The 24,956-nt window shown below is 74.5% G+C and carries 21 protein-coding genes and 1 pseudogene; 14 read left to right on the top strand and 8 right to left on the bottom strand.

Translation table 11 applies throughout. The features are described 5' to 3' along the window. Nucleotides 1-47: 47 nt before the first annotated feature. Nucleotides 48-869, bottom strand: coding sequence for a class I SAM-dependent methyltransferase (locus ACH4ZA_RS05640; RefSeq protein WP_319277822.1), 822 nt, complete (start codon nucleotides 867-869; stop codon nucleotides 48-50). Between the two features lie 184 nt (nucleotides 870-1,053). Here ACH4ZA_RS05640 and ACH4ZA_RS05645 point away from each other — a divergent pair, with 184 nt between their 5' ends. After that, nucleotides 1,054-2,673 (top strand): ATP-binding cassette domain-containing protein, encoded by a 1,620-nt coding sequence (locus tag ACH4ZA_RS05645; RefSeq protein WP_319277821.1) that lies wholly within the window; start codon nucleotides 1,054-1,056, stop codon nucleotides 2,671-2,673. 157 nt (nucleotides 2,674-2,830) lie between these two features. Further along, nucleotides 2,831-3,103: pseudogene (locus ACH4ZA_RS05650) on the top strand (DUF6158 family protein); the annotation flags it as partial. 225 nt (nucleotides 3,104-3,328) lie between these two features. Here the strand turns inward: ACH4ZA_RS05650 and ACH4ZA_RS05655 are convergent. Then, complete coding sequence (locus tag ACH4ZA_RS05655; protein ID WP_398428163.1) at nucleotides 3,329-3,871, bottom strand: type 1 glutamine amidotransferase domain-containing protein; 543 nt, start codon at nucleotides 3,869-3,871, stop codon at nucleotides 3,329-3,331. A gap of 192 nt (nucleotides 3,872-4,063) precedes the next feature. Beyond that, on the bottom strand, nucleotides 4,064-4,981 hold the full coding sequence (locus tag ACH4ZA_RS05660) for an NAD(P)-dependent oxidoreductase (RefSeq protein WP_398428165.1): 918 nt from the start codon (nucleotides 4,979-4,981) through the stop codon (nucleotides 4,064-4,066). 172 nt (nucleotides 4,982-5,153) lie between these two features. On the opposite strand from ACH4ZA_RS05660, the gene ACH4ZA_RS05665 reads away from it, so the two are divergent. From ACH4ZA_RS05665 to ACH4ZA_RS05685, 5 genes are all read left to right on the top strand, one after another. After that, entirely contained in the window at nucleotides 5,154-5,768 is a 615-nt protein-coding gene (locus ACH4ZA_RS05665; protein ID WP_398428167.1) for a TetR/AcrR family transcriptional regulator, read from the top strand. 152 nt (nucleotides 5,769-5,920) lie between these two features. Continuing rightward, nucleotides 5,921-6,523, top strand: coding sequence for a hypothetical protein (locus tag ACH4ZA_RS05670; protein WP_319277816.1), 603 nt, complete (start codon nucleotides 5,921-5,923; stop codon nucleotides 6,521-6,523). Nucleotides 6,524-6,692: 169 nt separating this feature from the next. Continuing rightward, nucleotides 6,693-7,787: a GNAT family N-acetyltransferase gene (locus ACH4ZA_RS05675; RefSeq protein ID WP_398428169.1), complete on the top strand. Its 1,095-nt coding sequence runs from the start codon at nucleotides 6,693-6,695 to the stop codon at nucleotides 7,785-7,787. A gap of 286 nt (nucleotides 7,788-8,073) precedes the next feature. After that, nucleotides 8,074-9,477, top strand: a complete 1,404-nt coding sequence (locus ACH4ZA_RS05680; protein ID WP_398428171.1) for a hemolysin family protein — start codon at nucleotides 8,074-8,076, stop codon at nucleotides 9,475-9,477. Then, a complete protein-coding gene (locus ACH4ZA_RS05685; protein ID WP_398428173.1) occupies nucleotides 9,474-10,493 on the top strand; it encodes a hemolysin family protein in 1,020 nt (339 codons plus the stop codon). Before ACH4ZA_RS05680 ends, ACH4ZA_RS05685 begins: the two co-directional genes overlap by 4 nt. 77 nt (nucleotides 10,494-10,570) lie before the next feature. Here the strand turns inward: ACH4ZA_RS05685 and ACH4ZA_RS05690 are convergent, their stop codons facing one another. Beyond that, on the bottom strand, nucleotides 10,571-12,451 hold the full coding sequence (locus tag ACH4ZA_RS05690) for a thiamine pyrophosphate-requiring protein (RefSeq protein WP_398428175.1): 1,881 nt from the start codon (nucleotides 12,449-12,451) through the stop codon (nucleotides 10,571-10,573). A gap of 406 nt (nucleotides 12,452-12,857) precedes the next feature. On the opposite strand from ACH4ZA_RS05690, the gene ACH4ZA_RS05695 reads away from it, so the two are divergent. From ACH4ZA_RS05695 to ACH4ZA_RS05710, 4 genes are all read left to right on the top strand, one after another. After that, entirely contained in the window at nucleotides 12,858-13,664 is an 807-nt protein-coding gene (locus tag ACH4ZA_RS05695) for an RNA polymerase sigma factor SigF (protein WP_398428177.1), read from the top strand. A gap of 476 nt (nucleotides 13,665-14,140) precedes the next feature. After that, on the top strand, nucleotides 14,141-14,881 hold the full coding sequence (locus ACH4ZA_RS05700; RefSeq protein ID WP_398428179.1) for a hypothetical protein: 741 nt from the start codon (nucleotides 14,141-14,143) through the stop codon (nucleotides 14,879-14,881). A gap of 390 nt (nucleotides 14,882-15,271) precedes the next feature. Next, complete coding sequence (locus ACH4ZA_RS05705; RefSeq protein WP_398428181.1) at nucleotides 15,272-16,519, top strand: aminotransferase class I/II-fold pyridoxal phosphate-dependent enzyme; 1,248 nt, start codon at nucleotides 15,272-15,274, stop codon at nucleotides 16,517-16,519. Beyond that, on the top strand, nucleotides 16,516-17,658 hold the full coding sequence (locus ACH4ZA_RS05710; RefSeq protein WP_319277809.1) for an MBL fold metallo-hydrolase: 1,143 nt from the start codon (nucleotides 16,516-16,518) through the stop codon (nucleotides 17,656-17,658). The genes ACH4ZA_RS05705 and ACH4ZA_RS05710 overlap by 4 nt, the downstream gene beginning before the upstream one ends. 9 nt (nucleotides 17,659-17,667) lie before the next feature. Here ACH4ZA_RS05710 and ACH4ZA_RS05715 read toward each other — a convergent pair whose 3' ends face one another. Together ACH4ZA_RS05715 and ACH4ZA_RS05720 are read right to left on the bottom strand one after the other, a co-directional pair. Then, nucleotides 17,668-18,297: a VTT domain-containing protein gene (locus ACH4ZA_RS05715; protein ID WP_319277808.1), complete on the bottom strand. Its 630-nt coding sequence runs from the start codon at nucleotides 18,295-18,297 to the stop codon at nucleotides 17,668-17,670. After that, a complete protein-coding gene (locus tag ACH4ZA_RS05720; RefSeq protein ID WP_319277807.1) occupies nucleotides 18,294-19,067 on the bottom strand; it encodes an MBL fold metallo-hydrolase in 774 nt (257 codons plus the stop codon). The genes ACH4ZA_RS05715 and ACH4ZA_RS05720 overlap by 4 nt, the downstream gene beginning before the upstream one ends. An 84-nt stretch (nucleotides 19,068-19,151) precedes the next feature. Here ACH4ZA_RS05720 and ACH4ZA_RS05725 point away from each other — a divergent pair, with 84 nt between their 5' ends. The 3 genes from ACH4ZA_RS05725 to ACH4ZA_RS05735 all read left to right on the top strand — a co-directional run bounded on the left by ACH4ZA_RS05725 (nucleotide 19,152) and on the right by ACH4ZA_RS05735 (nucleotide 22,548). Further along, complete coding sequence (locus ACH4ZA_RS05725) at nucleotides 19,152-19,562, top strand: hypothetical protein (RefSeq protein ID WP_319277806.1); 411 nt, start codon at nucleotides 19,152-19,154, stop codon at nucleotides 19,560-19,562. Between the two features lie 206 nt (nucleotides 19,563-19,768). Further along, nucleotides 19,769-21,892 (top strand): phage holin family protein, encoded by a 2,124-nt coding sequence (locus ACH4ZA_RS05730; RefSeq protein WP_398428184.1) that lies wholly within the window; start codon nucleotides 19,769-19,771, stop codon nucleotides 21,890-21,892. Between the two features lie 227 nt (nucleotides 21,893-22,119). Beyond that, nucleotides 22,120-22,548, top strand: a complete 429-nt coding sequence (locus tag ACH4ZA_RS05735; protein ID WP_319277804.1) for an OsmC family protein — start codon at nucleotides 22,120-22,122, stop codon at nucleotides 22,546-22,548. 86 nt (nucleotides 22,549-22,634) lie between these two features. Here ACH4ZA_RS05735 and ACH4ZA_RS05740 read toward each other — a convergent pair whose 3' ends face one another. Both ACH4ZA_RS05740 and ACH4ZA_RS05745 read right to left on the bottom strand, forming a co-directional pair. After that, entirely contained in the window at nucleotides 22,635-23,099 is a 465-nt protein-coding gene (locus ACH4ZA_RS05740; protein ID WP_398428186.1) for a hypothetical protein, read from the bottom strand. Continuing rightward, nucleotides 23,096-24,856 (bottom strand): right-handed parallel beta-helix repeat-containing protein, encoded by a 1,761-nt coding sequence (locus ACH4ZA_RS05745; protein WP_398428188.1) that lies wholly within the window; start codon nucleotides 24,854-24,856, stop codon nucleotides 23,096-23,098. The genes ACH4ZA_RS05740 and ACH4ZA_RS05745 overlap by 4 nt, the downstream gene beginning before the upstream one ends. Nucleotides 24,857-24,956 lie beyond the last annotated feature (100 nt).

Genomic DNA, 24,956 nt, shown 5'->3' on the forward strand with positions numbered 1-24,956 from the left:
GCCGTCCGGGAGAGCCGGGCGGCCGCGCGGCGGCGCCCCTCCGCTGTTCAGGCGGCCTTGCGGCAGAGGATCTCTCCGTGCAGCACGGCGAACCAGCCGTCCTCCCGCCGCCCCCACTCCCGCCAGGCCCGTGACACGGCGTGCAGCTGTTCCGCGGTCGCGTGACCGCCCTGCGTGGCGCGCTCCGCGTACGCCGAGGCGACCGTGCGGTCGGCCCACAGGCCGCTCCACCAGGCCCGCTCCTCGGGTGTGCTGAAGGTCCAGGTGGCGGAGGTGGCCGTGACGTCGGTGAACCCGGCCGCCAGCGCCCATGACTTCAGCCGGCGGCCGGCGTCCGGTTCGCCTCCGTTCGCCCGGGCGACCCGGTGGTACAGGTCCAGCCAGTCGTCCAGGCCGGGCGAGGCGGGATGCCAGGTCATCGCCGCGTAGTCGGAGTCGCGGACCGCCACGTAGCCGCCCGGCCTGGTCACGCGCAGCATCTCGCGCAGCGCCTGGACGGGGTCGCCGACGTGCTGGAGGACCTGATGGGCGTGGACGACGCAGTACGTGTCGTCGGGAGCGTCCAGCGCGTGCACGTCGGCGACCGCGAAGTCCACGTTGGCGAGTCCCCGTTCGGCCGCCGTGGCGCGGGCCTGCTCCAGGACGCCGGGCGCGTGGTCGACGCCGGTGACGTGTCCGTCGGGGACGAGGGCGGCCAGGTCGGCGGTGATGGTGCCCGGGCCGCAGCCGATGTCGAGGATCTTCATGTGCGGCTTCAGGGAGCCGAGCAGATAGGCGGCGGAGTTGGCGGCGGTCCGCCAGGTGTGCGACCGCAGCACCGACTCGTGGTGTCCGTGCGTGTAGACGGCGGTCTCCTGCGCTTTCGGCATGGCTGTACCCCTTCTCGGCTGCTCGGCGAACCGGGTGCCCGGCGTCGCTACCGTACGCTGCCGCTCGTATGGTGAGACATTTCGTTTCGCCATATGGACAAGGCGTGGGCGGCGCACGGACCGCGTGGGCGGTGCGGATATTCGGTTTGCCGCGGGTCGGGGGCGGCCCGCAGAATGCCTGACCATGGGACACCTGGAAGCCGCGCACCTCGAGTACTACCTCCCCGACGGGAGGGCGTTGCTCGGCGACGTGTCCTTCCGGGTGGGCGAAGGCGCGGTGGTGGCCCTGGTCGGGCCCAACGGCGCCGGCAAGACGACGCTGCTGCGGCTGATCTCGGGTGAGCTGAAGCCGCACGGCGGGACGGTCACCGTCTCGGGCGGCCTGGGCGTGATGCGCCAGTTCGTCGGCTCCGTGCGGGACGAGACGACCGTGCGCGACCTGCTGGTGTCCGTCGCCCCGCCCCGGCTGCGCGAGGTGGCGCAGGCCGTCGACAGGGCCGAGCACGCCATCATGACCGTCGACGACGAGGCCGCTCAGCTCCAGTACGCGCAGGCCCTCTCCGACTGGGCCGAGGTGCGCGGCTACGAGGCCGAGACGCTGTGGGACATGTGCACCACGGCCGCGCTCGGCATCCCCTACGACAAGGCCCAGTTCCGTCTGGTGCGGACCCTCTCCGGCGGTGAGCAGAAACGGCTCGTGCTGGAGGCGTTGCTGCGCGGCGGTGACGAGGTGCTGCTGCTGGACGAGCCGGACAACTACCTGGACGTGCCCGGCAAGCGGTGGCTGGAGGAGCGGCTGAAGGAGACCCGCAAGACGGTCCTCTTCGTCTCCCACGACCGCGAACTCCTCTCCCGCGCCGCCGAGAAGATCGTCTCCGTCGAACCGGGGCCGGCCGGCGCCGACGCCTGGGTGCACGGCGGCGGCTTCGCCACCTACCACGAGGCCCGCCGCGAACGCTTCGCCCGCTTCGAGGAACTGCGCCGCCGGTGGGACGAGAAGCACGCCCAGCTGAAGAAGCTGGTGCTGAACCTCCGCCAGGCCGCGTCCATCAGCCATGAGCTGTCGTCCCGCTACCAGGCGGCCCAGACCCGGCTGCGCAAGTTCGAGGAGGCGGGACCGCCCCCCGAGCCGCCGCGCGAGCAGGACATCACCATGCGCCTCAAGGGCGGCCGCACCGGCGTGCGGGCCGTCACCTGCAAGGGGCTCGAGCTCACCGGCCTGATGAAGCCCTTCGACCTGGAGGTGTTCTACGGCGAGCGGGTCGCCGTCCTCGGCTCCAACGGCTCGGGCAAGTCGCACTTCCTGCGGCTGCTGGCCGGTGAGACCGTGGCGCACACCGGGGAGTGGAAGCTCGGCGCGCGGGTGGTGCCCGGGCACTTCGCCCAGACCCACGCCCATCCCGAGCTGCTGGGCCGCACCCTGCTGGACATCCTGTGGAGCGAACACTCCCAGGACCGGGGTGCGGCCATGTCCCGGCTGCGGCGCTACGAGCTCACCCAGCAGGCGGAGCAGACGTTCGACCGCCTCTCCGGCGGACAGCAGGCCCGCTTCCAGATCCTGCTGCTCGAACTGCAGGGCGTCACGGCCCTGCTCCTCGACGAGCCCACGGACAACCTCGACCTGGAGTCCGCGGAGGCGCTCCAGGAGGGTCTTGAGGCCTTCGAGGGGACCGTCCTGTCCGTCACGCACGACCGGTGGTTCGCCCGCTCCTTCGACCGGTACCTGGTCTTCGGCAGCGACGGCCGGGTCCGGGAGACCGCGGAGCCCGTGTGGGACGAGCGGCGCGTGGAGCGCGCAAGGTAGCCCACGCGGCCCGCACGCGCGAGGCGCCGGTGCGCACGGAGGCCCGGGGGCCGGAATGTTCGTACAGTGGAGGCAGAGACACGAGCTCCCCGGTTCCCTCCCGGGTCCCGCCGCCGGGGAGTGCTGGCACCGCTCCCGGACGGGGTACCCGGACCGCATGGACGCACACGACGAGCGGGGCACCACGATGACCGGAGTCGACCCGGACCGGCTGGACGACCAGCAGCTGATGAAAGAGCTGGAGACGATCCACCGCACGCGCCACGACACCCTGCTGCACGGCTCGAACGACGCCCTGCGCGCCCACAACGACCGCATGGCCCAGCTGGAGGGAGAGTATCTGCGCCGCAACCCGCGCCGGTTCGTCTCCCCGGGGCGCACCCGCGACGGCGCCAGGGAACGCGGCGCGGGGTCGAACGGCGGCGCCCGCCGGACCCCGGCCGGGACCAGGGCCGCCGGCGAGCCCGAGCCCGCGGCCACGCCCGTCGGCAAGTGGGGGCCGGGCGCAACGGGCCCGGGCGGCACGAGGGGTCCGGGCGTGAGCGGCAGGGGCCCCGGCGGAGCCTGAGCCCCGGCCGGGACCTGCCCGGGTCGTACGGCCAAGGTGCGTACGGCCAGGGTTCGTACGGCCGGGGCCCAGGTGCGTCGGGCCCGCTCAGCCGGTCTCCTGCGCGAACACGCGCAGGTACGTCTCGCAGAACGCCTCGAGGTCGTCCGGCTTGCGGCTGGTGACCAGCTTGCCGGCCCCGTGGTCGCAGACCTTCACCTCCTCGTCCACCCAGGTGCCGCCCGCGTTGCGGATGTCCGTCCGCAGGCTCGGCCACGAGGTGAGCACCCGGCCCCGTACCACGTCCGCCTCGACGAGGGTCCACGGCGCGTGACAGATCGCGGCGACCGGCCGGCCCTGGTCGAAGAAGTCCTTGACGAACGCCACGGCCTTGTCGTCGGAGCGCAGGGCGTCCGGATTCGCGACGCCGCCGGGCAGGACCAGGCCGTCGAAGGAGTCCGCGGACGCCTCGCCCACGACCTCGTCCACGCCGAACGTGTCCGCCTTGTCGAGATGGTTGAACGCCTGGATGCTGCCGGATTCGGTCGACACCAGGACGGGCTCGTGACCTGCGTCGACCGCCGCCTGCCAGGGATCGGTGAGCTCGACCTGCTCGACGCCCTCGGGCGCCGTCAGAAACGCGATGCGCATGGTTTCCCACGTCCTTTCCGTGTCCTCGCGGCCTGGTCCGCGTCCCTCGGGGGCACGACCGTCCGCCGTACGCCCGACCCGGCCGACGGCCGTGTGCGGCCGCGTCGGGTGAGCACCGCGTACCCGAGGACACGAGGCCGACACGGCCTCACCGAACGCCGGCAGCTCCTCCTCCCGCCCGGCCCCGGAGGCTCAGGCCCCGTGGACCGCTCCGGTGCCGCCTGTGGTCCGGGCCTCGAGCGCGTGCAGGACGGCCGCCATGTCCTCGCCCCCGTGCCCCTGCTCGACGGCCTCGCCGTACAGCGCGTGGCAGACGTCGAGGAGCGGTGAGGCCAGCCGGGTCCTGCGGGCGGCGTCGGCGATCAGCCGGTTGTTCTTCAGGACGTCGGCGGCGGCCGCCTGCACGCTGAAGTCCCGGGTCAGCAGCTTGGCCGCCTTCGTCCGGGAGACGGCGCTGGCCATCGGGCCCGCGTCCAGGACGTCCCGGAACAGACGCCGGTCGAGCCCGTGCCGGTCGGCGAAATGGAACGCCTCCGTGAGGCCGGTGACCAGCGTGATCAGGAACAGGTTCACCGAGAACTTCATGAGCAGGGCCTGAGGCGCCGCCCCGCAGACGAAGGTCTCCCGGCACAGCGGGCCGAGCAGCGGCCGCACGGCCGCCACGGACTCCGGGTCGCCCGCCAGCATCCCCACCAGCTCGCCCCGCTCGGCGGGGACGCGGGAGCCGGAGACCGGGGCCTCGACATAGCGGCCGCCCGCGGCCCGGACGTCCTCCTGCAGACCGTGCGAGTACTCGGCCGAGGTCGTGCCCATGTGCACGACGGTGCGCCCGGCGACGCGCGCCGCGAACTCCGCCGTGCCGCGTGCGAGCACCGCGTCCACCGCGTTCTCGTCGGCCAGCATGAGGATCACGGTGCGGGCCCGGGCGAAGACCCCGCCGGGACCCGCCGCGACCTCCGCCCCGGCGGCGCGCAGGGGGTCGCACCGGCCCGCGGTGCGGTTCCACACCACGAGGGGGACACCGGCGCGGGCGAGGTTGAGCGCCATGGGCTGCCCCATGACCCCCAGGCCGATGAAGCCGGCGAGACCGGCGGATCCGACGTCGTCCACGATGCACCGCGCTTTCCGCCGGGCGGCGCAGGGCGGACCGCCGCCACGGACCGCTGCCGCCCGCGCCCCTGCCGCCGCTGACTATGACAGCGGTCATAGTAGCCGGTTCTATGACGCCGGTCATAGGGTGGGGCCGAGGCGGAGCCGGACGACAGGGCGTGGGAGGCGGGCGATGGCGGTGTCCGAGCGCGGACCGCGCGAGCGGATGGTCTTCAGTGCCGCACAGCTGATCCGGCGCGACGGTGTCGCCGCGACCGGGATGCGCGAGGTCGCCGCCCACGCGGGAGCGCCCCGCGGTTCGCTCCAGCACTACTTTCCCGGCGGCAAGGAGCAGCTCGTCAACGAGGCGGTGGGCTGGGCGGGCCGGTACGCGGGCAACCGGGTCGCCCGCTTCCTCGCCGCCCTGCCCGAGCCGACGCCCGGCGCCCTGTTCGCCGAGATGGTCCGGCAGTGGACGGACGAGTACGAGGCCGTCGGCTTCGCGGGAGGCTGCCCGGTCGCGGCCGCCACCGTCGACTGCGCCCGTACCGCGCAGTCCAGCCGGACGGCCGCGGCCGCCGCGTTCGCCGCATGGACGGAGCCGGTGGCCCGTGCGCTGACGGACATGGGCGTGCCCGAGGAGCGGTCCGGCGCGCTCGCCACCCTCATGATCAGCTCCCTGGAGGGCGCGCTTCTCATCGCCCGCGCCGAGCACGACGTACGGGCCCTGCGGGCCGTGACGCGGGAACTGCGCCCTCTCCTGGACGCGGCGGCCGGCCAGGACGCGGCGGCACGGCAGGACGGCTGACGGCCGGCCCGTCCCGTCAGCACCTCTGTCCTTCTCACCCGGTGTCCGTCCGGCTTCACCCGCAGACGTGACCGGTCGCCCGAACGTTCGCCCCCGGCGGTTTCGCCGTTCCGGACCGTCGGCACGCGTGTCTCCTCGACCATGGACGGGACATGACCGTGCACCCGCTCCCGCTCGCCTGCCGCGGCCTCCCGCACGCCGACGGCGCGGCCGGCGCCGGAGCGCTGTCGGCCGTCGGCCTGGCCGCGACCACGACGGCCCTGGCCGCCGCCGGCTACCACCTGGTCTTCGCGTGCACCGCCTCGTTCGCCGCCTGTCTGGTGGCGGCCCTGGTGTTCTTCACGGTCGCCCTCCTGCGGCCGGCCGCCGCCGGGTCCGGCGCCCTGCTGTCCGACCTCGGCGCCATGGTGTCGGCGCAGGTCGCGGCGTGCTGCTGGTTCTCCTTCACGGCCGCCGGCCCCGGCCCCGCCGAAGGGACGCTCCACGAGGGCGCGGGCGGTGCGATCCACCTGGCGATGACCCTGGTCACGGTCTGCGCGCTGCGCGCCGCGGCGCGCTCGCGGTTGCGGCTCCCGGGCCGGGTCCAGTCGGGTCTGCGCAGCCTCTTCCGCCGCCTGCGCGCCCTGCTGTCCGCGCGGACGGCCACGTCCCCGGCCGGGGACCCGAGCCGCCTCCCGGGCGCCCGCCCCGCCGACGAACGGTGCCTCTCCGAAGTGCTGCTCACCGGCGCGTCCGGCAGGCGGGGCCCTCCCTAACACTGCCGGACCCCGACCTGTGCCGCACACACGCGACGCGTCCCCGCACGCCGTCGCGCCGAACCCCTCCCCCCCCCCCGCATGTCCGACCCCGCCGCGCGCCTCGCACGGCCCCGGCGGACGACCCTCTCGCCGCGAACCAGAAACCCAGGGACCCCCCATGACGCCCATGACGACCCCCCGCATCGACATCGTGCACGCCGGCGACCTCACCCCCGGCGACCTCGCCCGCTGGAACGAACTCCGGGGCGCCACGACCGCCGCACCCGCCAACCCCTTCATGAGCGCCGAGTTCACGCAGGCCATCGGCCGGGTGCGCCGCGACGCCCGGGTGGCGGTGCTGCGCCGCAAGCGGCAGGCGGTCGGCTTCTTCCCCTACCAGCGGGGCCGATGGGGCCACGGCCGAGCGGTGGGCCTCGGGGTGTCCGACTGCCAGGGCGCCGTCCTGGACCCCGACGACACGCTCCTCGACCCGCACCACCTCATGCGCGCCTGCTCCCTGAACGCCTGGGAGTTCAACCACCTCGAGAACGGCCAGGACCTCTTCCTGCCGTACGCGACGGGCCGGTTCGCGTCCCCCGTCGTCGACCTCGCCCACGGATTCGCGGCGTACGAGACCTACCTGCGCGCCCACTCGCGCAGCCTGCTGAAGACGACCCGGGCCCAGGAGCGCCGCCTGGCCCGGCACCTCGGCCCGCTGCGGTTCGTCCACGGCGAACGCGACCCGGCGGCCCTGCGGACCCTCGTCGGCTGGAAGTCCGCCCACTACCGGCGCACCGGCCGCCGCGACCCCTTCACCCAGCCGTGGATCAGCCAGCTCATCGCCCTGCTCGCCGCCGCGGACTCGCCCCACTGCCGCGGCGACCTCTCGGTGCTCTACGCCGGCGACAGGCCCGTCGCCGCCCACTTCGGCCTGCGCTCCCGCACGGTCCTGTCCTGCTGGTTCCCCTCCTACGACCGCGGCGTCGCCACCTTCTCCCCGGGCAGGATCCTCTACCTGCGCATGATCGAGGCGGCCGCCGCGTCCGGCATCCGTCTCGTCGACTTCGGCAGAGGCGAGGCCGCCTACAAGAACTCCTTCAAGACCGGCGATCTCATGGTCCACGAAGGAGCACTGCGCACGTCCGGCCCGGGCGCCGCCCTGCACTGGCTCCGCCGGGAGCCGCTACGGGCAGCCCACCGGCTGGTGCGCGAACACCCCGCCCTCAAGGGCGCGGCGCTACGCACGCTGAGGGCCGTCGGCACGGTCCGGAACACGGCCTAGTCCCGCGAGGAGCAGGCGGGAGCACGGGAGCGCGGGAGCGCGGGAGCACGGGACAGTGTCGGCCGTGACGCGAACCGCATGAACCTTCCGGCCTTACCGCCTTGCCGCCATACCGCCTTCCCGGGCGCCGGGAACTCGGACGCGGTCACGGTCGTTTCTCCCAGCACACCGCTACTTCAGGAGAGCAACGCTTGTCCGCCACGTCGACGGACCCCTCGGGGCACGATCCCCGGTCATCCGGTCACGCCCGGTCACCGCGCCGCGCACGGCAGGGCGGTGATGCCGCGTGAGTGTGACGAGCGCCGTGCTGGGCCTGCTGGCGGTCCTCGTGCTGACCGCCGGCACCGGATACTTCGTCGCCCAGGAATTCGCCTACGTCTCCGCCGACCGGCTCGCCCTCGCCCGCGAGGCGCAAGCGGGGGACAGGAAGGCCGCCCGCGCGCTGACGGTGCTCGAGCGGCTGTCGTTCATGCTGTCGGGCGCGCAACTGGGCATCACCGTGACGGGCCTGGTCGTCGGCTTCGTCGCCGAACCGTCCGTGTCCGCGCTCCTGGAGCCCGCGCTGTCCGGCCTGGCTCTGCCCGACGCCGCCGTCTCGGCCGCCTCCGTCGTGATCGCCTTCGGCGGCGCGACGGTCGTCCAGATGGTGCTGGGCGAGCTGGCCCCGAAGAACCTCGCGATCGCCGTGCCCGAACGGCTGGCGAAGTCCCTCGCCGGTTCCACGATCGCGTACCTGAAGATCGTCGGCCCGGTGGTGCGCGTCTTCGACGGCGCGGCGAACAGGCTGCTGCGCGCGGTCGGCATCGAGCCCGTCGAGGAACTGCACCACGGCGCCACCCTGAAGGAGCTCGGCCACCTCATCGGCGAGTCCCACGAGCAGGGCGTACTGCCCGAGGACACGGCCGCACTCCTCGACCACGCGCTGGACTTCTCCGAACGCACCCTGGACGAGGTGATGGTGCCGCGCGCGGACGCCGTCTTCGTCCGCAAGGACGCCAGTGCCGCCGACGCGATCGACCTGATCGGCGTGCACGGGCACTCCAACTACCCCGTCCTCGGCGACCACCCGGACGACGTCACCGGCGTGCTGGGCGTGCGCGAGCTGACGCGTCTGCCCGCCGGCCTGCTCACCGCCACCGCCGCCGGCACGCTCGCCCGCCGTCCGCTCCTGCTGCCCGACACCCTGCCGCTCCCGAACGCGGTCGAGCAGATGCGTGAGCGCGGTGACGAGTTCGCGGTCGTCCTCGACGAGCACGGCGGCGTGGCGGGCATCGTCACCTACGAGGACATCGCCGAGGAACTGGTCGGCGACATCGTCGACGAGTCCGACACCGTCACCGAACTCGCCATCGCCGACGGAGAGGGCTGGCTGGTGGACGCCGGCCGCCGGCTCGACGAGGTGGCCGACGCCACCGGCGTCGAGCTGCCCGCAGAGGAGGACTACGACACCGTCTCCGGTCTGATCGTGGACCGGCTGGGCCGCTTCCCGACCATCGGCGACCGTGTCACCGTCGAGCTGCCGGACGGCGGCCGCGCCGTCATCGACGTCCGCACGCTGAACAGGCACGTGCCCGAGCGCGTACGGATCGAGCGCCTGGGAATCGAGCGCGTGGGGACCGAACGCCTGGGGATCGAGCGATCGGACGGGCAGGCGCACGAGCAGGTGGACGAGAGGGAGGAGCAGGCATGAGTTTCCCGATGGCGCTCTTCGTCACCGTGCTGCTCCTGATCGGCAGCGGGTTCTTCGTCGCCGCCGAGTTCGCGCTGGTCGCCGCCCGACGGCACCGTGTGGAGAAGGCCGTGGCCGAGGGGCGGCGCGGCGCCCGGGCCGCCCTGGCCGGCATGCGAGAGCTGTCGCTGATGCTGGCCGGCGCCCAGCTCGGCATCACCGTGTGCACGCTGGGACTCGGCTCGGTCTCCAAGCCCGCGATCTCGCACGAACTCGACCCCCTGCTGCACGAACTGGGCCTGCCGGCCTCACTGAGCTACGCGATCGCGTTCGCCGTGGCGATGATCGTGGTGGTCTTCCTGCACATGGTGCTCGGCGAGATGGCGCCCAAGTCCTGGGCCATCGCCCACCCGGAGCGATCGGCGATGCTGCTCTCGCCCGCCTTCCGCGCCGCGGTGAAGGCCGTACGGCCGGTCATCGGTCTGCTCGACAAGGTGAGCAACGCGCTGGTACGACTGTGCCGCGTGACGCCACGCGACGAGCTGACCGCCGTCCACGACCGCGAGCAGCTCACCCGTCTCGTCGCGGAGTCGCACCGGCTCGGGCTGATCAGCGATACGGACTCGGGGCTGCTCACCAGCTCGCTCACCCAGCCGCACAATCCGGTGAGCGACCTCCAGGTGCCCGCCGCGCAGATCACCTCGGTGCCGGCCCGGGCGGGCACCGAGGAGATCCTCGCCCTGGCCGCCGCCCACGACCGCAACCGCCTGCTGGTGCGTGACGGGGACCGCGTCGTCGGCTCGGTGCACGCGCGTGACGCGCTCATCGCCCGAGCCCGCGGACGATCGGCGACCGCCCGCGACCTGGCCCGTCCGCTGCCGGAACTGACGGAGCAGGACACGATCAGCCACGCCATCGAGCAACTGCGCCGGCGCCGCGCCTCGCTCGCCGTCGTCCGCGACGGCGCCGGCCGGCTCTCCGGCATCGTCACCCTCGACGACCTGCTCGGTCGGCTGACGCACCCGCAGACGGCGTAGCGTCCGCCGATCCGCCGATCCGGCGGTCCGCCGGTCCGCCGCCCCGTGGCCGCAGTGCGTCACGCCGGCCTCGTCGGTCACGGGCGGTCGTCGCCCGTTTCGCGCCCCGGCAGGAACTCCTGGAGCTTCGCCTTGAACGCCTGCCGGATCACCGCGCCCCCCTCGGCATCGCCGGCGAGGACCGACGCGGCCGTGGCCTCCAGCCGCTCCCAGGTGGTGTGCGGCGGGAGCGGCGGCACGGCCGGGTCGGTGAGGAACTCCACGAGAGCGGGCCCGTCCGCGTCGAGGGCCGTCCGCCAGGCCTGCGCCACGTCCTCGGGCCGCTCCACGCGCACCGCCGTCAGTCCCAGAGAACGGGCGAACTGCGCGTACGGCACGTCCGGCAGCCGCTGCGAGGGAAGGAAGGACGGAGCGCCCTCCACGGCACGCATCTCCCAGGCGCCCTGATTGAGTTCGCGGTTGTTCCACACGGCGACGACGAGCCGCGGATCCCGCCACCGGTCGCGGTAGCGGGCGGCGGTGACCAGCTCCGCGAGCCCGTTCATCTGCATGGCGCCGTCCCCGAGCAGGGCGATCGCGGGCCGGTTCGGGTGGGCGAACTTGGCGCCGATGGCGTACGGCACCGCGCAGCCCATCGTCGCGAGCGTGCCGGAGAGGGACGCGCGCATGCCCGGCCGCAGCCTGAGGCCGCGGGCGAACCACGTCGCCACCGAGCCCGAGTCGCAGGCGACGATCGCGTCGGGCGGCAGCAACGGGTCCAGGACCCGGGCCACGTACTCGGGGTTGACCGGATCCGCCGACAGCCCGGCCCGGCGCTCGGACACCTCGTCCCAGCGCCGGACGTTCGCGCGGACGGTGTCGGACCACTCGCGGCCGCGTTCCGCGCCCCGGATCATCGGGATCAGCCGCCGCAGGGTCTCCTTCGCGTCGCCGACCAGGCTCACCTCGTGCGGATGGCGCCTCTCGTTCGTCCGTGGATCGACGTCGATCCGCACGCCGCGCGCCCTGTCGGGCCCCGGCAGGTACCGCTCGTACGGGAAGGACGATCCGATCGTCAGCAGCGTGTCGCAGTCGCGCATCAGCTCGTAGGAGGGCCGGGTGCCCAACGGACCGACCGCCCCCGTCACGCAGGGGAGTTCGTCGCTGAGGACGTCCTTGCCGAGCAGCGCCTTCGCCACGCCCGCACCCAGCAGCGCGGCGATCCGCTCCACCTCCGCGCGGGCCCCGGCGGCGCCCCGGCCGACCAGGATCGCCACTTTGTCACCGGAGTTGAGGATCTCCGCCGCCTGCCGCAGGGACTCGTCCGACGGGACGTCGGCCGGCAAGGGCGGCGGTACGGTCGTCGGGCCGCCCCGGTCCGGGCCGGACGCCGCCGTCGTGAACTCGTCCTCGGAGGCCTCGTGGACGAGATCCTGGACGTCCGCGGGGATGACGACCACGGTCGGGCAGCGGCGGGCGTACGCCGTACGGATCGCCCGGTCCAGGACGTCCGGCAGCTCTTCGGGGACGGTCACCGTCGCCATGAACTCCGAGGCGACGTCCCCGAACAGCGAGTGCAGGTCCACCCCGCGCCGGCCGCCGCCGCCCAACGCCGTGGCGTCCGCCGACCCGTCCGACGACCCGTTCGCGGTCCCGTCCGTCACCTCGTCCGTCGTGCCGATGATCGCCAGGACCGGGACGCGGTCGAGCTTCGCGTCGTACAGACCGTTCAGGAGACGGACCGCCCCCGGCCCCGAGGCCGCCGCGCACACCCCCAGCCGCCCGCTGAACTTGGCGTAGCCGACCGCCTGGAGCGCCGACGCCTCCTCGTGCCGCGCCTGCACGAACCGCGGCTCGTCCCCGGCCCGCCCCCAGGCCGCGAGGAGCCCGCGTAGGCCGCTGCCGGGGTACCCGAAGACATGCTCGACCCCCCAGGCGCGCAACCGTCGCAGGACGTGATCGGAGACTCTGACGCTCATGGAAGAGGCCTCCCGGGGCCGGGGAACCACGCCCGCCGGGTCTCGGGGCGGGCGTGGAAACGGGTGTGAAGGTGAGTGGGGAGGTGGGTGGCGAGCTGTGTGTCGAGCGAGTGTCGAGCGGGTGTGGAGGCGGGCGCGGACAGGGACTTGGGCTGGGCGGGGACATGGTCACGGGGCAGTGCTCGTGCACCGGTCCGAGGCGTGACGGGTGACCCGGACTCCGGCGGCAAAACCTGCACGGTGTTTGGAGGCGGGCGTCGCGGGCAGGCGCAGCCTCAGTGCTTCGGACCGGAGGCACCTCCGTGGGAACGCCGCGCCGCGCGGCCCCCGGCAGGCCCGGTCGAGCCGCTGTCGCCTCTTGCGACCCGGCCGATCCCGAGCACGTCAGAGGGAGTTGCTGTACCCCATGTCGAACCGAACGAACACCAGGCGCCACCCGCACGACGACGCCCCCGACACCGCCGACGCCTTCCGTGAACTGGCAGCCCTGCCCGCGGGACCCCGGCGCGACGCGCTGCGGGACCGGATCGTCGAGGCCTGGCTGCCGATGGCCGACCGCCTCGCCGGACGGTTCCGCAACCGCGGCGAGAACCACGAGGACCTTCGCCAGGTCGCCGCCCTCGGCCTGGTCAAGGCCGTCGACCGCTACGACCCCGCGCGCGGCAACGCCTTCGAGAGCTATGCCGTGCCGACCGTGACCGGCGAGATCAAGCGGCACTTCCGCGACCACATGTGGACCCTGCACGTGCCGCGCCGGGTGCAAGACCTGCGCAACCGGGTGCGCATCGCCGGACAGGACCTCTCCCAGACCGTCTCCGGACGCGGTCCCACCGTCGCCGAGATCGCCGAACGCGCGCAGCTCAGCGAGGAGGACGTCCGCACCGGTCTGGAGGCGCTCGACAGTTTCTCCGCCCTGTCCCTGGACGCGGAACTGTCCGGCAGCGAGGGCGGGTACTCGCTGAGCGACGCGCTGGGCGCGACGGACCCGGCGCTGGCCATCGTCGTCGACCGGGAGGCGGTCAGGCCCCGGCTCGCCGCCCTGCCCGAGCGCGAGCGGGCGATCCTCTACATGCGGTTCTACCGGGACATGACGCAGAGCCGGATCGCGGAACAGCTGGGCATCTCGCAGATGCACGTCTCCCGCCTCATCAGCCGGTGCTGCGACCGGCTGCGGGAACAGGTGCTGCAGGAACCGCCGGAGCCGCCGGAGTAACCCTTGTCGCAAGCTTCGCTGCATGAACCGCTGAAGCAACCCCTTCAGCAACCCCTGAAGCAACCGTTGCGGAAGCCCGCGCGGGAGCGGCTGCGGAAACCGCTTTCGAAACCTTGGCGGAGCGGCTGCGGGAACCGTGTGAGAAACCGTTGCGGGAACCGCTTGAGAAACCGCTGGGGGAGCGCGGCTGCGGAAACCGCTTGAGAAACCCGTCCCAGGAGCCGCTGTAGAGACGGCCGTAGCGGCCGTTGCAGAAACCCTTGCAGAAGCCCTTGCGTAGCCCCCTGCAGAAGCTGCTTCGGGAAGCGCTGCAGAAATCGCCGCGGCGACGGCCAGGGCGGGGCGGCGTCACCCGCTTGGGGGCCGCCCGTCCCGCCAATGGCGTCCGGCCGCGCGCGGCCGGCGATCTCCCGGGCTGTGATGGCGGTGGGGCAGGAAAGCCCCGCCCCGCTGTCACCGGCCGAAGGAGCCGTCCCATGGGTCGCACCGCCCACTTCCTCTCCGCCCTCGCCGTGGCCGGTGCCGTGCTGGTCGCCGCCGGACCGGCAGCGGCGGCCGACCCGTCGGCGGAGGTCAGCCCCGGCAGCGTCGCCCCGGGCGGCAGCGTCACCGTGTCCGTCTCCTGCGGCGCCCTGGGCGCCGCCGCGCCCGAGACCCTGGAGGCCACCTCGCAGGCCTTCGCCGACGGCGCAGTCAAACTGACCAAGGTCCCCGGTGGCGACGCGCAGGCGGACGCCGCTTACCGGGGCACCGCCGTCGTCGCCCCCGCCGCCGAGCTCGAGGTGAGTCCCGACGCGGTCGGACCGGACGCCGCCTGGACCGTCGACGGCACCTGCCCGGCCGCGCCGGGTGGGCCGGGGAAGCCGTGGAGCGCCACCCTGGACGTGGCGCGCACCCCGGCCCCGCCGTGCGGACCGGCAGCCGGAGCGTCCTGCTCCACCGCCGGGCCCTGCCCGCAGCCCCTGACCGCCGCGCAGCCGCACCCCGCGGGCTGCCGCACCGCACCGCCCTGCGGCCGGCCCGAGGCGCAGCCCCGCGGTGCCGCGTCGCCCGCCGACTGCCCGCCCGCGAGCGTCGACCACGGAGTACGGGCCGGTGCGGGCGGCGCCTTCACCGATTCCGTCCCCGCGCTGGCCGCCGGGGGTCTGCTGATCGCCGGCGCGCTCGGCGCCGCCGTGCACCGGCTGCGCCGCCGCGGCCCCTCCGACGACGTCTGACACCGGCTGTCCGCGGCCCGCCGGCCCGCGCTGTGACCGGCGCAACGCGCGAAGCCGGCCATGACGCGCCGCCTCACCGGGTACTCGTCACCTCGGGAGCACGACCCCGCCCCGTACGAGACCTGACGTCCCGTACGAGCGCCGGGCCCCGTACGAGACGTAACGCCCCAGGGCCCGCGGGCCCCTGCTCCACGGTCCACGACGATGTCCGGCGACCCCAGGCAGCGGGAAGCACGGGGCACGGGCACGGAACCAGGCAAGGCAACAGGCTGGGCGCCAGGCAAGGCAAGAAGCAAGGCAAGGCAAGGCAACAGGCTGGGTGCCAGGCAAGGCAAGAAGCAAGGCAAGGCAACAGGCTGGGCGCCAGGCAGGGACTGCACGGAGGGCCAGATGCGGCGGACCGAACCGGAGGACCACGGCCCCGTCCGCTACGGCCCGCCGCTCCCCCCGGACGGCCTGCCGGTGCTGCCCGAACTCGCCTCGGTCCTCGCCGGGGCCGCCGACCGCGCCGACGGCGAGCCGGTCGGCGGCGGCCGCGCCCTCCTCGACGCGGCCCGGGGCTACTGGTCCCGGCGCGGCGGCCCCGCAGAGCCGGGTCGGGTCGTCGCCGGACCCGGGGCCCCCGCCCTCCTGCTCGCGCTGACCGCAGCTCTCGGCGGCGACGTCCTGGTGCCGCGGCCGTGCGCGGCCTGGTGGGCGCCGTACGCCAGGCTGCTGGGCAGGCCCGTGTTCCACGTCGCGACGCCCGCGGAGTGCGGCGGCGTCCCGGACCCGTACGCCCTGCTGGAGACCGTGCGCCGGGTGCGCGCCGAGGGCGGCGACCCGCGCCTGCTGGTGCTGTCCGTCGCCGACGACCCGACGGCCACCGTGGCGCCGCCGGAAGTCCTGCACGAGGCCGTGGAGGCCGCCGCGGGGGAGGGCCTGCACCTGGTCAGCGACGAGACCTGGCGCGACACCGTGCACACCCCGCAGGAAACCGTGCTGGTCAGCCCCGCCGAGATGCTGCCCGGGGAGGTCACCGTCGTCAGCGACCTCGCCGGGGCCCTGCTGCCCGTCGGCTGGCCGGCGGCCGTCGCCCGGTTCCCCGCCTCGGCTGCCGGAGACGCCCTGCACGCGCGCGTGCTCGACGTGCTGACGGCCCTCGACGCCCGGGTGGCCGGTCCGGTCGCGGCCGCGGCCGCGTACGCCCTGACCGAGCCCGAGCCGGTCACCGCGCGCGCGGCCGCCGCCGTCCGCCTGCACGCGCACCTGGCGCGGGAGATGCACGCCGCGGTGGTCGCCGCGGGCGGCCTGGCTCTTCCGCCCCGGGCCGGCCGCCACCTCTACGCCGACCTCGGGCCGCTGCGCGAGGCGCTGTCCGCCCACGGCGTGGGCGACGCACAGGAACTGGAGGACTACCTCTCCGCCCGGCTCGGCATGCCCGCGCCGGGCGGACACCGCTTCGGGGACGACCTCAGCGCCCTGCACGTCCGGTTCTCCACCGGCATGCTGCTCAATGGCGCGGACGCCCGGCGCACGGAACGCCTCACCTCGCCCACACCGTGGGAACTACCCCACGTGCAACGTGCGTTGACGCTCATGAGATCGGTCTTCGACGATCTCGGTGACGAAGCTCAGCGATGGGAGCCTCCTCGATGACGCAGCAGTCCGAGTCGACCGCCACCAGCACCGTGACCGGCGGGGCCGTCGGCGCCGCGCCGACCCTGTCCCCCCTCGCACCGGCGCCCGCCGTCCCGCCGCTCGCCGAACCCCGGCCGCCGGGCGAGCGCCGGATCTGGCCGAGAACCTTCCACGACCGGCTCACCGCGCCGCTGCCCGGCCTCAAGGCCATCGCCCGGTTCGCCCGCGAAGGCTCCGTGCGCCCCGGCAGGGAGGGCCTCGCCGACATCCCCCGACTGCCCTTCGCGCCCGCCCCGCTGCCCCGCGTGGACGCCCGCACCCTCGCCGTCAGCTGGGCGGGGCACGCCAGCTGGGTGGTCGGCATCGGCGGCCTGACCGTCTTGACCGACCCGGTGTGGTCCCGCCGCATCCTCGGCACCCCGGCGCGGATCACCCCCGTCGGCGTCCCCTGGGACGCGCTGCCGCGCGTCGACGCCGTCGTCATCAGCCACAACCACTACGACCACCTGGACGCCCCCACGCTGCGCCGACTCCCGCGCGACACCCCGGTGTTCGTGCCGGCCGGGCTCGGACGCTGGTTCCTGCGCCGCCGGTTCACCCGGGTCACCGAGCTGGACTGGTGGGAGGCGGCCGAACTGTCCGGCGTGCGCTTCGACTTCGTGCCCTCGCACCACTGGTCCAAGCGCAGCCTCACCGACACCTGCCGCTCCCTCTGGGGCGGCTGGGTGCTGACCGCCCCGGACGGCCGGCGCGTCTACTTCGCCGGGGACACCGGCTACGGCCACTGGTTCTCCCGTATCGGCCGCCGCCACCCCGGCATCGACCTGGCCCTGTTGCCGATCGGCGCCTACGACCCGCGCTGGTGGCTGCGCGACGTGCACTGCGATCCCGAGGAGGCGGTCCGCGCCGCCCTCGACCTCGGCGCGCGGCGCATGGCCCCCATGCACTGGGGCACCTTCGTGCTCTCCGCCGAGCCCGTCCTCGAACCTCTCACGCGTGTGCGCGCCGCCTGGCAGAAGGCCGGCCTCGCCCGCGACGACCTGTGGGACCTGCCGGTGGGAGGCTCGCGGGTACTGGACGAGTCCCCCGAGGGGCGGGACGCCCCGGCCGGCCGCGCCCTCGCGACGGGGGCCCTCGGACCGTCCGGGTCCTCCTGACGGTGGCGCTCAGGCGGTGCGGGTCCCCCTGATCCGGCGCCACAGGGCAGGGGCCGCGCCGACCAGCACGGTCAGGGCGACCGCGGCGACCACGCCCTCCCAGGGCTCGGGGAACAGCGAGCCGCCGAGGATGCCGATCAGCTGGTACGTCACCGCCCAGGCGAGACAGGCCGGAAGGTTGCCGCGCGAGAAGCGGCGCAGCGGCCACTTCGCCATCAGACAGGCCAGCATCACCGGGATGCGTCCCGCCGGCACCAGCCGGGACAGCACCAGCACCGTCGTGCCGTGGTCGGCGAGCTTGCCCTGCGCCTGCGCCAGCCGCTCCTCGGGCGCCCGCGAGCGGATCGCCTCCAGCCACCGCGAGCCGTTCTTCGAGCCCATCCCGCGCCGCCCCAGCCAGTACAGCGCCGCGTCCCCGCAGAACGCGGCCAGCGACGCCGTCACGAACACCAGGAGCAGCGAGAACGGCGCCTTCTGGTGGAACGCGACCACGGCCGCCGTGCTCACCAGCGCCCCCGTCGGCACCACCGGCACCAGCGCACCGATCAGCACCAGCAGGAACAACGACGGATAGCCGAGCGCCTGTTGCGTCGCCTCGGTCGGTATGACCGCGGTGACCACGGCGGCCGACACGGTCACCGCGCCTCCTCCAGGCGCACGCTCTCCCCGTGCCCCAGCCGGTGCACGGCCACGTCCGGCGCACGCTCCGCCGCGAGCCGCACGAACTCCTCGCCGGGCGCGTGGAACTCGTGGGGCCGCACCGCGTCCATGCCGATCGGCCAGTACGTGCCGTAGTGCACCGGCACCGCGCTGCGCGGCCCAAGCCGGGCCAGTGCCTCGGCCGCCCGCCCCGCGTCCAGGTGCCCCTCGCCCAGATGCGGCCCCCAGCCGCCCACCGGCAGCAGCGCCACGTCGACCGGCCCGACCTCCTCGGCCATGTCCTCGAACAGGCCGGTGTCCCCGGCGAAGTACGTCCGTGCCTCGCCCTCGACGACGTACCCGAGCGCGGGGGAGGAGCGTCTGCCGACCGGCAGCCGCCGCCCGTCGTGCCGCGCGGGCACCGCCCGTATGCGGACCCCGCCCACGGTCGTCTCGTCACCCGGCGCCATCTCGCTCAGCCGCAGATGCCGCAGCCGCCGCAGCCCGGGCACGGCGCGCGGCGCGCCCCGGGGCACCAGCAGGCGCGTGCCCGGCGCGAGGCGCGCCAGCGACGGCACGTGCAGATGGTCGGCGTGCAGGTGCGAGACGAGCGCGACGTCGGCCTTCCAGGCCCCGGGCGGGGGCAGCGCGCCGCGGCGGCGGCGCAGATGCGCGAGGCGGCGGGCGAACAAGGGGTCGGTGAGCACACGCACGTCCGAATCCTCGACCGTGCAGGTCGCGTGACCCCACCACGTGATCTCCACCGGCACCTCTTTGCCTCCTTCGCGCGACTCCCCGAAGCCTACGGGCAGGAGTAGGGTCGGCGACTGAACCCGGAGGTGAGGGGGGACGCCATGGGACCGCCGCGGGTCATGCGGGTCACCGCGATCGCGAGTCTGACGCCGCTCGAGGAACTGGACGCCGATCCCTTTCTCGTGGACTCCCGCAGCCAGCACGCGATGTGCGCGCGGTGGGCCGCGGAACGCGGACACGTCGTCAGCCGGGAACTGCTGGTGCGCGGACTGCGCCCCGACCACAGCGTGCTGTGGGACGGGGTGGAGCCCGGATGCGACCTGTTCGTCGCCCCGAGCCGCCGGGTGCTGGAGAGCGCGCTGTCGTCCGTCGAGGAGTTCGCCGCCGAGTGCGCGCGGCGCGGGGTGCGGGTGGAGACCGTCGGCAGCGCCGAACCCGCCTACGACGCCCAGATGAAGGCCCGGGTGCACCGGAGGCTGTCCATGCCGACCGCCGGTTACGACGGCCGGTAGGACCCGCCGCCCGCATCCGCGCCCGGCGGCGGGGCGCCGGCAGGCGTCGGGAGGGCGCCGGCAGGGCGTCGACGGGGCTTGCCGACGCCGGCGAGCGGGGTGATCCGAACACCGGACCCGGTCCCCGGGGTGCCCCTCGCCGCGGTGTGGCAGGGTGGAAGACGGCTCCCACGGGCGTCGGGGCCGGAACGCGAGGTGTACGGGGCGTGCGTGGGGTGCGATGGCGGCGTGCCGTCAGCCAGGCGGGGCGGAGCATCGCGGTGTGGGCCGTCTCCACTCTCACGATGCTCGCGCTGGCGGGGATCCTGCCGGACTTCCGGCTTCAGTCGCCCGACGGCGACAGCGCCACCACCATCGCGGTGACCGCGGCCGTCGGCGCGGGCGTTTTCGGCGTGCTGTCCGCCCTGGCCTGGCCACTGCTGGTGCGCCTCCTGCTGCTGGTGCCGGCGCTGGTCCTCGGCCTGCTGGTGTTCTTCCTCAACGGCTCGCTGCTGCTCCTCGCCCTGCGGCTGAACCCCTCCGGGCAGAGCGAGGCGGCTCCCGAGACCGCCGTCATCGTCGCCGCCGTGATGTCCGCCGTCGCCTCCGCGACGGGTGGAGCCCTGGCCGTACGCGACGACGACGCCTACCGTCGCCGCCTGTACCGTCTCGCCGACCGCCGGCGCAGGGGCGGCCCCGCCTGTCCCGCCACCCACGGCACTGTCTTCCTCCAGCTCGACGGCGTGGGCCACGACGTGCTGGTCGCGGCCGTACGGAAGGGGCTGATGCCGACCGTCGCCCGGTGGCTGGGCGACGCGCCCGCCGTCGGCGGCGCCGGCGCACCGGGGCGCGCGCCGCGTGCGACGCACCGCCTCACCCCCTGGCGCACCGACTGGTCCAGCCAGACCGGCGCCAGCCAGCTCGGCATCCTGCACGGCAGCAACCACGACGTCCCCGCCTTCCGCTGGTACGAGAAGGACACCGGGGAGGTGATGGTCTGCAACCGCCCGACCAGTGCCGTCGAGCTCCAGCGCCGCGCGGTCGAACGCACCGGTGACGGCGGCCTGCTGTCGGCCGACGGCGCGAGCCGCGGCAACCTCTTCGGCGGCGGCGCCGACGAGCAGGCGCTCGTCCTGTCCATAGCCGCCCGTCGGCGCAGCCGGGAGACCCGTTCCCGGGCCGGCTACTTCGCCTACTTCAGCGACCCCGCGAACGCCGTGCGCACGGCCCTGTCGTTCGTCGCCGAGGTCGTCCGCGAGATCGTCCAGTCCACCCGCGCCCGGCTGCGGGGCGACCGCCCGCGCGTGGGACGCGGCGGCCTCTACCCCTTCGTCCGCGCCTTCGCGACCGTCGTCGAACGCGACGTCGTGGTGGCGGCGGTGATGGGCGACATGCTCGCCGGCCGCACCGCCGTCTACGCCGACCTGGTGGCGTACGACGAGGTCGCGCACCACTCCGGGCCGCTCGGCCGGGACACCGAGCAGGTCCTCGGCCGCCTCGACCGGGCGCTCGCGCTGATCGAGACCGTCGCCGAGCACGCCCCCCGCCCCTACCGGGTCGTCGTCTTGTCCGACCACGGCCAGAGTCCCGGCGAGACGTTCCACGCCCGGTACGGCCTCACCCTCGGCGACCTGGTGCGGGCCGGCTGCGGCCTGCCCGTGCCGCGCAGGGCGCAACGCACCCACAGCGGCGCCGAGGCCCGCGCGGCCGTCCGCGCGGCGCTGCGCCGCCCCGTGGAAGAGCCGTCCGGGCGCCGGGAGCCGTCCGGGCGCCGCTCGGAGCCGGTCGTGCTGGCCTCCGGCAACCTGGGCCTGATCTCCTTCCCGGACGTCCCGCACCGGATGAGCAAGGAGGAGATCGACGCCCGTCACCCCGCGCTGCTGTCCACCCTCGCCGACCATCCCGGCGTCGGCTTCCTGCTGGTGCGCAGTGAGGAGCACGGCGGGGTCGTCCTCGGCGCGCACGGCGCGCACATCCCCCTCGACCGGCTCGACGAGGATCCCGGCCCGCTGGCCGCGTTCGGGCCCGGCGCGGCCGACGCCGTGCGCCGCACCCACACCTTCCCGCACACCGCCGACATCATGGTCAACTCCTGCCACGACCCGGCCGACGGCGAGGTCCTCGCCTTCGAGGAGCAGATCGGCTCGCACGGCGGCCTCGGCGGCGCCCAGGGCCGGCCGTTCCTGCTGTCCCCGCTGGCCCTGTCCGCGCCGGCCCGTGACGGCGGGGAACTCGTGGGCGCGGAACAGGTGCACCGCGTCCTGCGCCGCTGGCTGCGCGAGTCCGACGGCCCCCAGGTCCCGCTGAAGACGACGCATGAAGAACCCGCCCGGGAGGAACGCGCCGCCTGACGGCGACGACGCCCGACTGGCCCGCCGGTTCGACGAGTTCGTGCCGCGCCCGCAGCCGGTGGGACGCCCCGCGGGGTGCGACGTCAGCACGCCTGCTCGGCGTTTGCCGGGCCGACGGCCGCCGTTCACGGCGCGAGGCCCGGTGTTCCGGGTGCGGTGAGCCGGAGTGTGATCGGATGGGGGCACGCAATCCCGTCCACCGGGATCCCCATGCGAAAGGAAGAACCGTGGCCACCACGCGCTCCGCACACACCGTCTGGGAAGGCAACCTGCTCGAGGGCAACGGGGTCGTGACCTTCGACTCCTCCGGCGCCATCGGCCGGCAGCCCGTGACGTGGGCCGCCCGTACCCAGGAGGCGAACGGCAAGACCAGCCCCGAGGAGCTGATCGCGGCAGCCCACTCCAGCTGCTTCTCCATGGCCTTCTCGCACGCCCTGGCCGGTGCGGGCACGCCGCCCGCCAAGCTCGTCACCTCGGCGGACGTGACCTTCCAGCCGGGCGAGGGCATCACCGGCATCCACCTGACCGTGGAGGGCACGGTGCCCGGCCTCGACGAGGACGGCTTCCTCGCCGCCGCCGAGCAGGCCAAGGTCAACTGCCCCGTCAGCCAGGCCCTGAAGGCCGTCCCGATCACGCTGTCGGCCAAGCTCGCCTGACCGGCCGCCCGCGCCGGGCACGCCGGGCCGCTCCCGACGGACGGTCCCGCGCGCCCGGCCCGGGCGGGTCCGGCCGGCCTCGCGGTTCAGACGAGGCCGGTCAGGCCTCTGATCGCGGACTGGGCCCACTCCTGCGCCCCCACGGCCGTCCCCGCCGCCAGGCCGGTCGCCACGGGGGCCAGGGCCCCTTTGAGCGTGGTGACCGCACGGCGCACGCGGCCGGGCTCCGGGGAGTCCGGGCCGGTGATCTCCGCGATGACCTCCTCGGCCGCCGTCGCGGCGTCCGCGCGGTCGCCGTCGGCGAGGCCCGCCCCGGGCAGCTGCCGGAGCAGATCGGTCACCAGCGCCGCGAGGGCCTCGTAACCGGGCGCGACCGAGCCGTCGTTGATCTGCTGGTTCTGGGTGACCGTCTCGTTGTTCCAGGCCAACTGGGCGTTTCCGACACCCTTGTTGAACACCGGTCCGTCGTAATGGTTCACCTGCTGCGGGCGGTTCGCGTCCTGCGGGTCGTGCGCGTCGCTCACGTCGTTCGGCACGTTCGGGTGGTTCACCGGCTGGCTCCGTCCGGGTCGATGGGGTCGGTGTGCACGCTGCGGTCGCTGCGGTCGTCCGGGCTGTTCTGATGCGTCTGCTGCTGGACGACGTTGGTGTTGCCCCATGCCAACTGGGCGCTGTGGACGGCCTCCACGAACACGGGTCCGTGGTAGTTGTTCACGATCGTCGGCGGCGGGGCGGGCTCGGTGATCTCCCTGACCGGCAGCGCCGTACGCAACGAGACCAGCTGGACGCGCCCGTTGTGCTGCACCGCCGTCCCCGACGTCCCGGTCACGCAGCAGTCCGCCAGCCGGCCGCCGCACTTCTCGTCGCAGCGCACTCCCGTGGCCGCGCAGTCCTCGAAGCGGCCGCCGACGACGTCCAGATACGCGGAGCCCGTCCCGCACAGCCCGTACGACTGCGCACCCGTCACCGTGAGGTCGCGGGCGACGAGCCGCGCCGTGCCGAACGCCAGGGCACCACCGGTCTCCACCCCGGTGACGGTGCAGTCGTGCAGGTGCAGTTGGGCCTCCTCGCCCGCGCCGAAGCCCAGCAGCCCGCGCTCGGCCGTGACCGACCTGAGCGTCACCCGGGACTGGCCGACGGCGGCCACGGCGATCATGTCGAAGTCGCCGAAGGCCACACCGGTCAGCTCGGCCGTGGTGCCGCCGTCGCCCTTGGCGTCCAGGCCGAACGGGCAGCGCTCCACGCGGACGTCCTCGAACACGGCCTTGCTCCCGTCCCACACCCGCAGTCCGACACCCGTCAGGTCCCGCACACGGCAGCCGGCGAACCGGCCCCGGGCGCGGTCGGTGACGGCGATGCCCACATTGCCGCCCGAGACGCGGCAGCCGCTCACCAGCGGAGCGCCGCCCCGCGTCGACAGCACCGCGACGTTGCCCGCGTCCACGACCTCGCAGCCCTCGAAGGCGCCACGGCCCGCGTCCTGGACGTGGATGCCCGTGTCGCGGCACCCGGTGAACACGCAGCCTCGCACCTGGGGGTCGGCGCCGCTCGCCACCACGATCCCGTTCTCGGCGTCGAGGACCCGGGTGTCCGTGACCGTGCCCCGGGACTGCTCGACGAACTCGAGCGCGGCCCCGTGCACACCCTCGATACGGCAGCCCTCGACCGTCAGCTCCGCCTGCGCGTCCGCGATCACGGCCGTCCGCTCGGTGCCGGTGATCTCGCAGCCGGTGAGCTGCGCCCAGGCGTCGCTGACGCGCACGCCATGGATCCCGGCGCCGTCGACGCGGCTGTCCCGCACCGTGACCCGGGCGCTCTCGATCGCCGCGACCGCGTTGTCGGCCGCGTCGGCGAACCGGCACCGCTCGACGAGTCCGGCGCTGCCGGTGAACACGGTCCGGCCGAACCTGAACGCGCTGTCCGTCAGCGTCGCGGAGGCGCCGGGCGACACCTGCACGCACACCCCGCGGTGTGCCCGCACCTCCACCCGGTCGAGGGTGAGGGATCCGGTCCGGCAGTGGACGACCCCGGCGTCGGCCTCCCGGCCGGTCAGCACGAGACCGCGGACCACGACCGACCCGAGGGTGCTGAGCACGGTGCCCCGGAGGCCTCCCACCACCACGGAGCCGGGGTCGCCGGCCGCCGCCAGCTCGACCTCGCCGTGGACCGTGAGCTGCTCCTCGTAACGGCCGGGCGCGATCTCGATCCGCGCGGCGCGGCCGCGTGCGGCCGCGGCCCGCAGGGCGGAGCCGATGTCGGGGTGCGCGCCGCGGCCCCCGCCCGGCGAGACGACGTACTTCCTGACCATGCCCGCCTCCCCCGAAGCGCCTGTCCGTGCAGCACCCGACGGTCCGTGCCGCACTGTTGACCGCCCGTCACCGATGCTACCCGAGCGGGGCTGCCGTGCC

This window comes from Streptomyces sp. NPDC020597 (genome assembly GCF_044335095.1).
GTDB lineage: Bacteria > Actinomycetota > Actinomycetes > Streptomycetales > Streptomycetaceae > Streptomyces.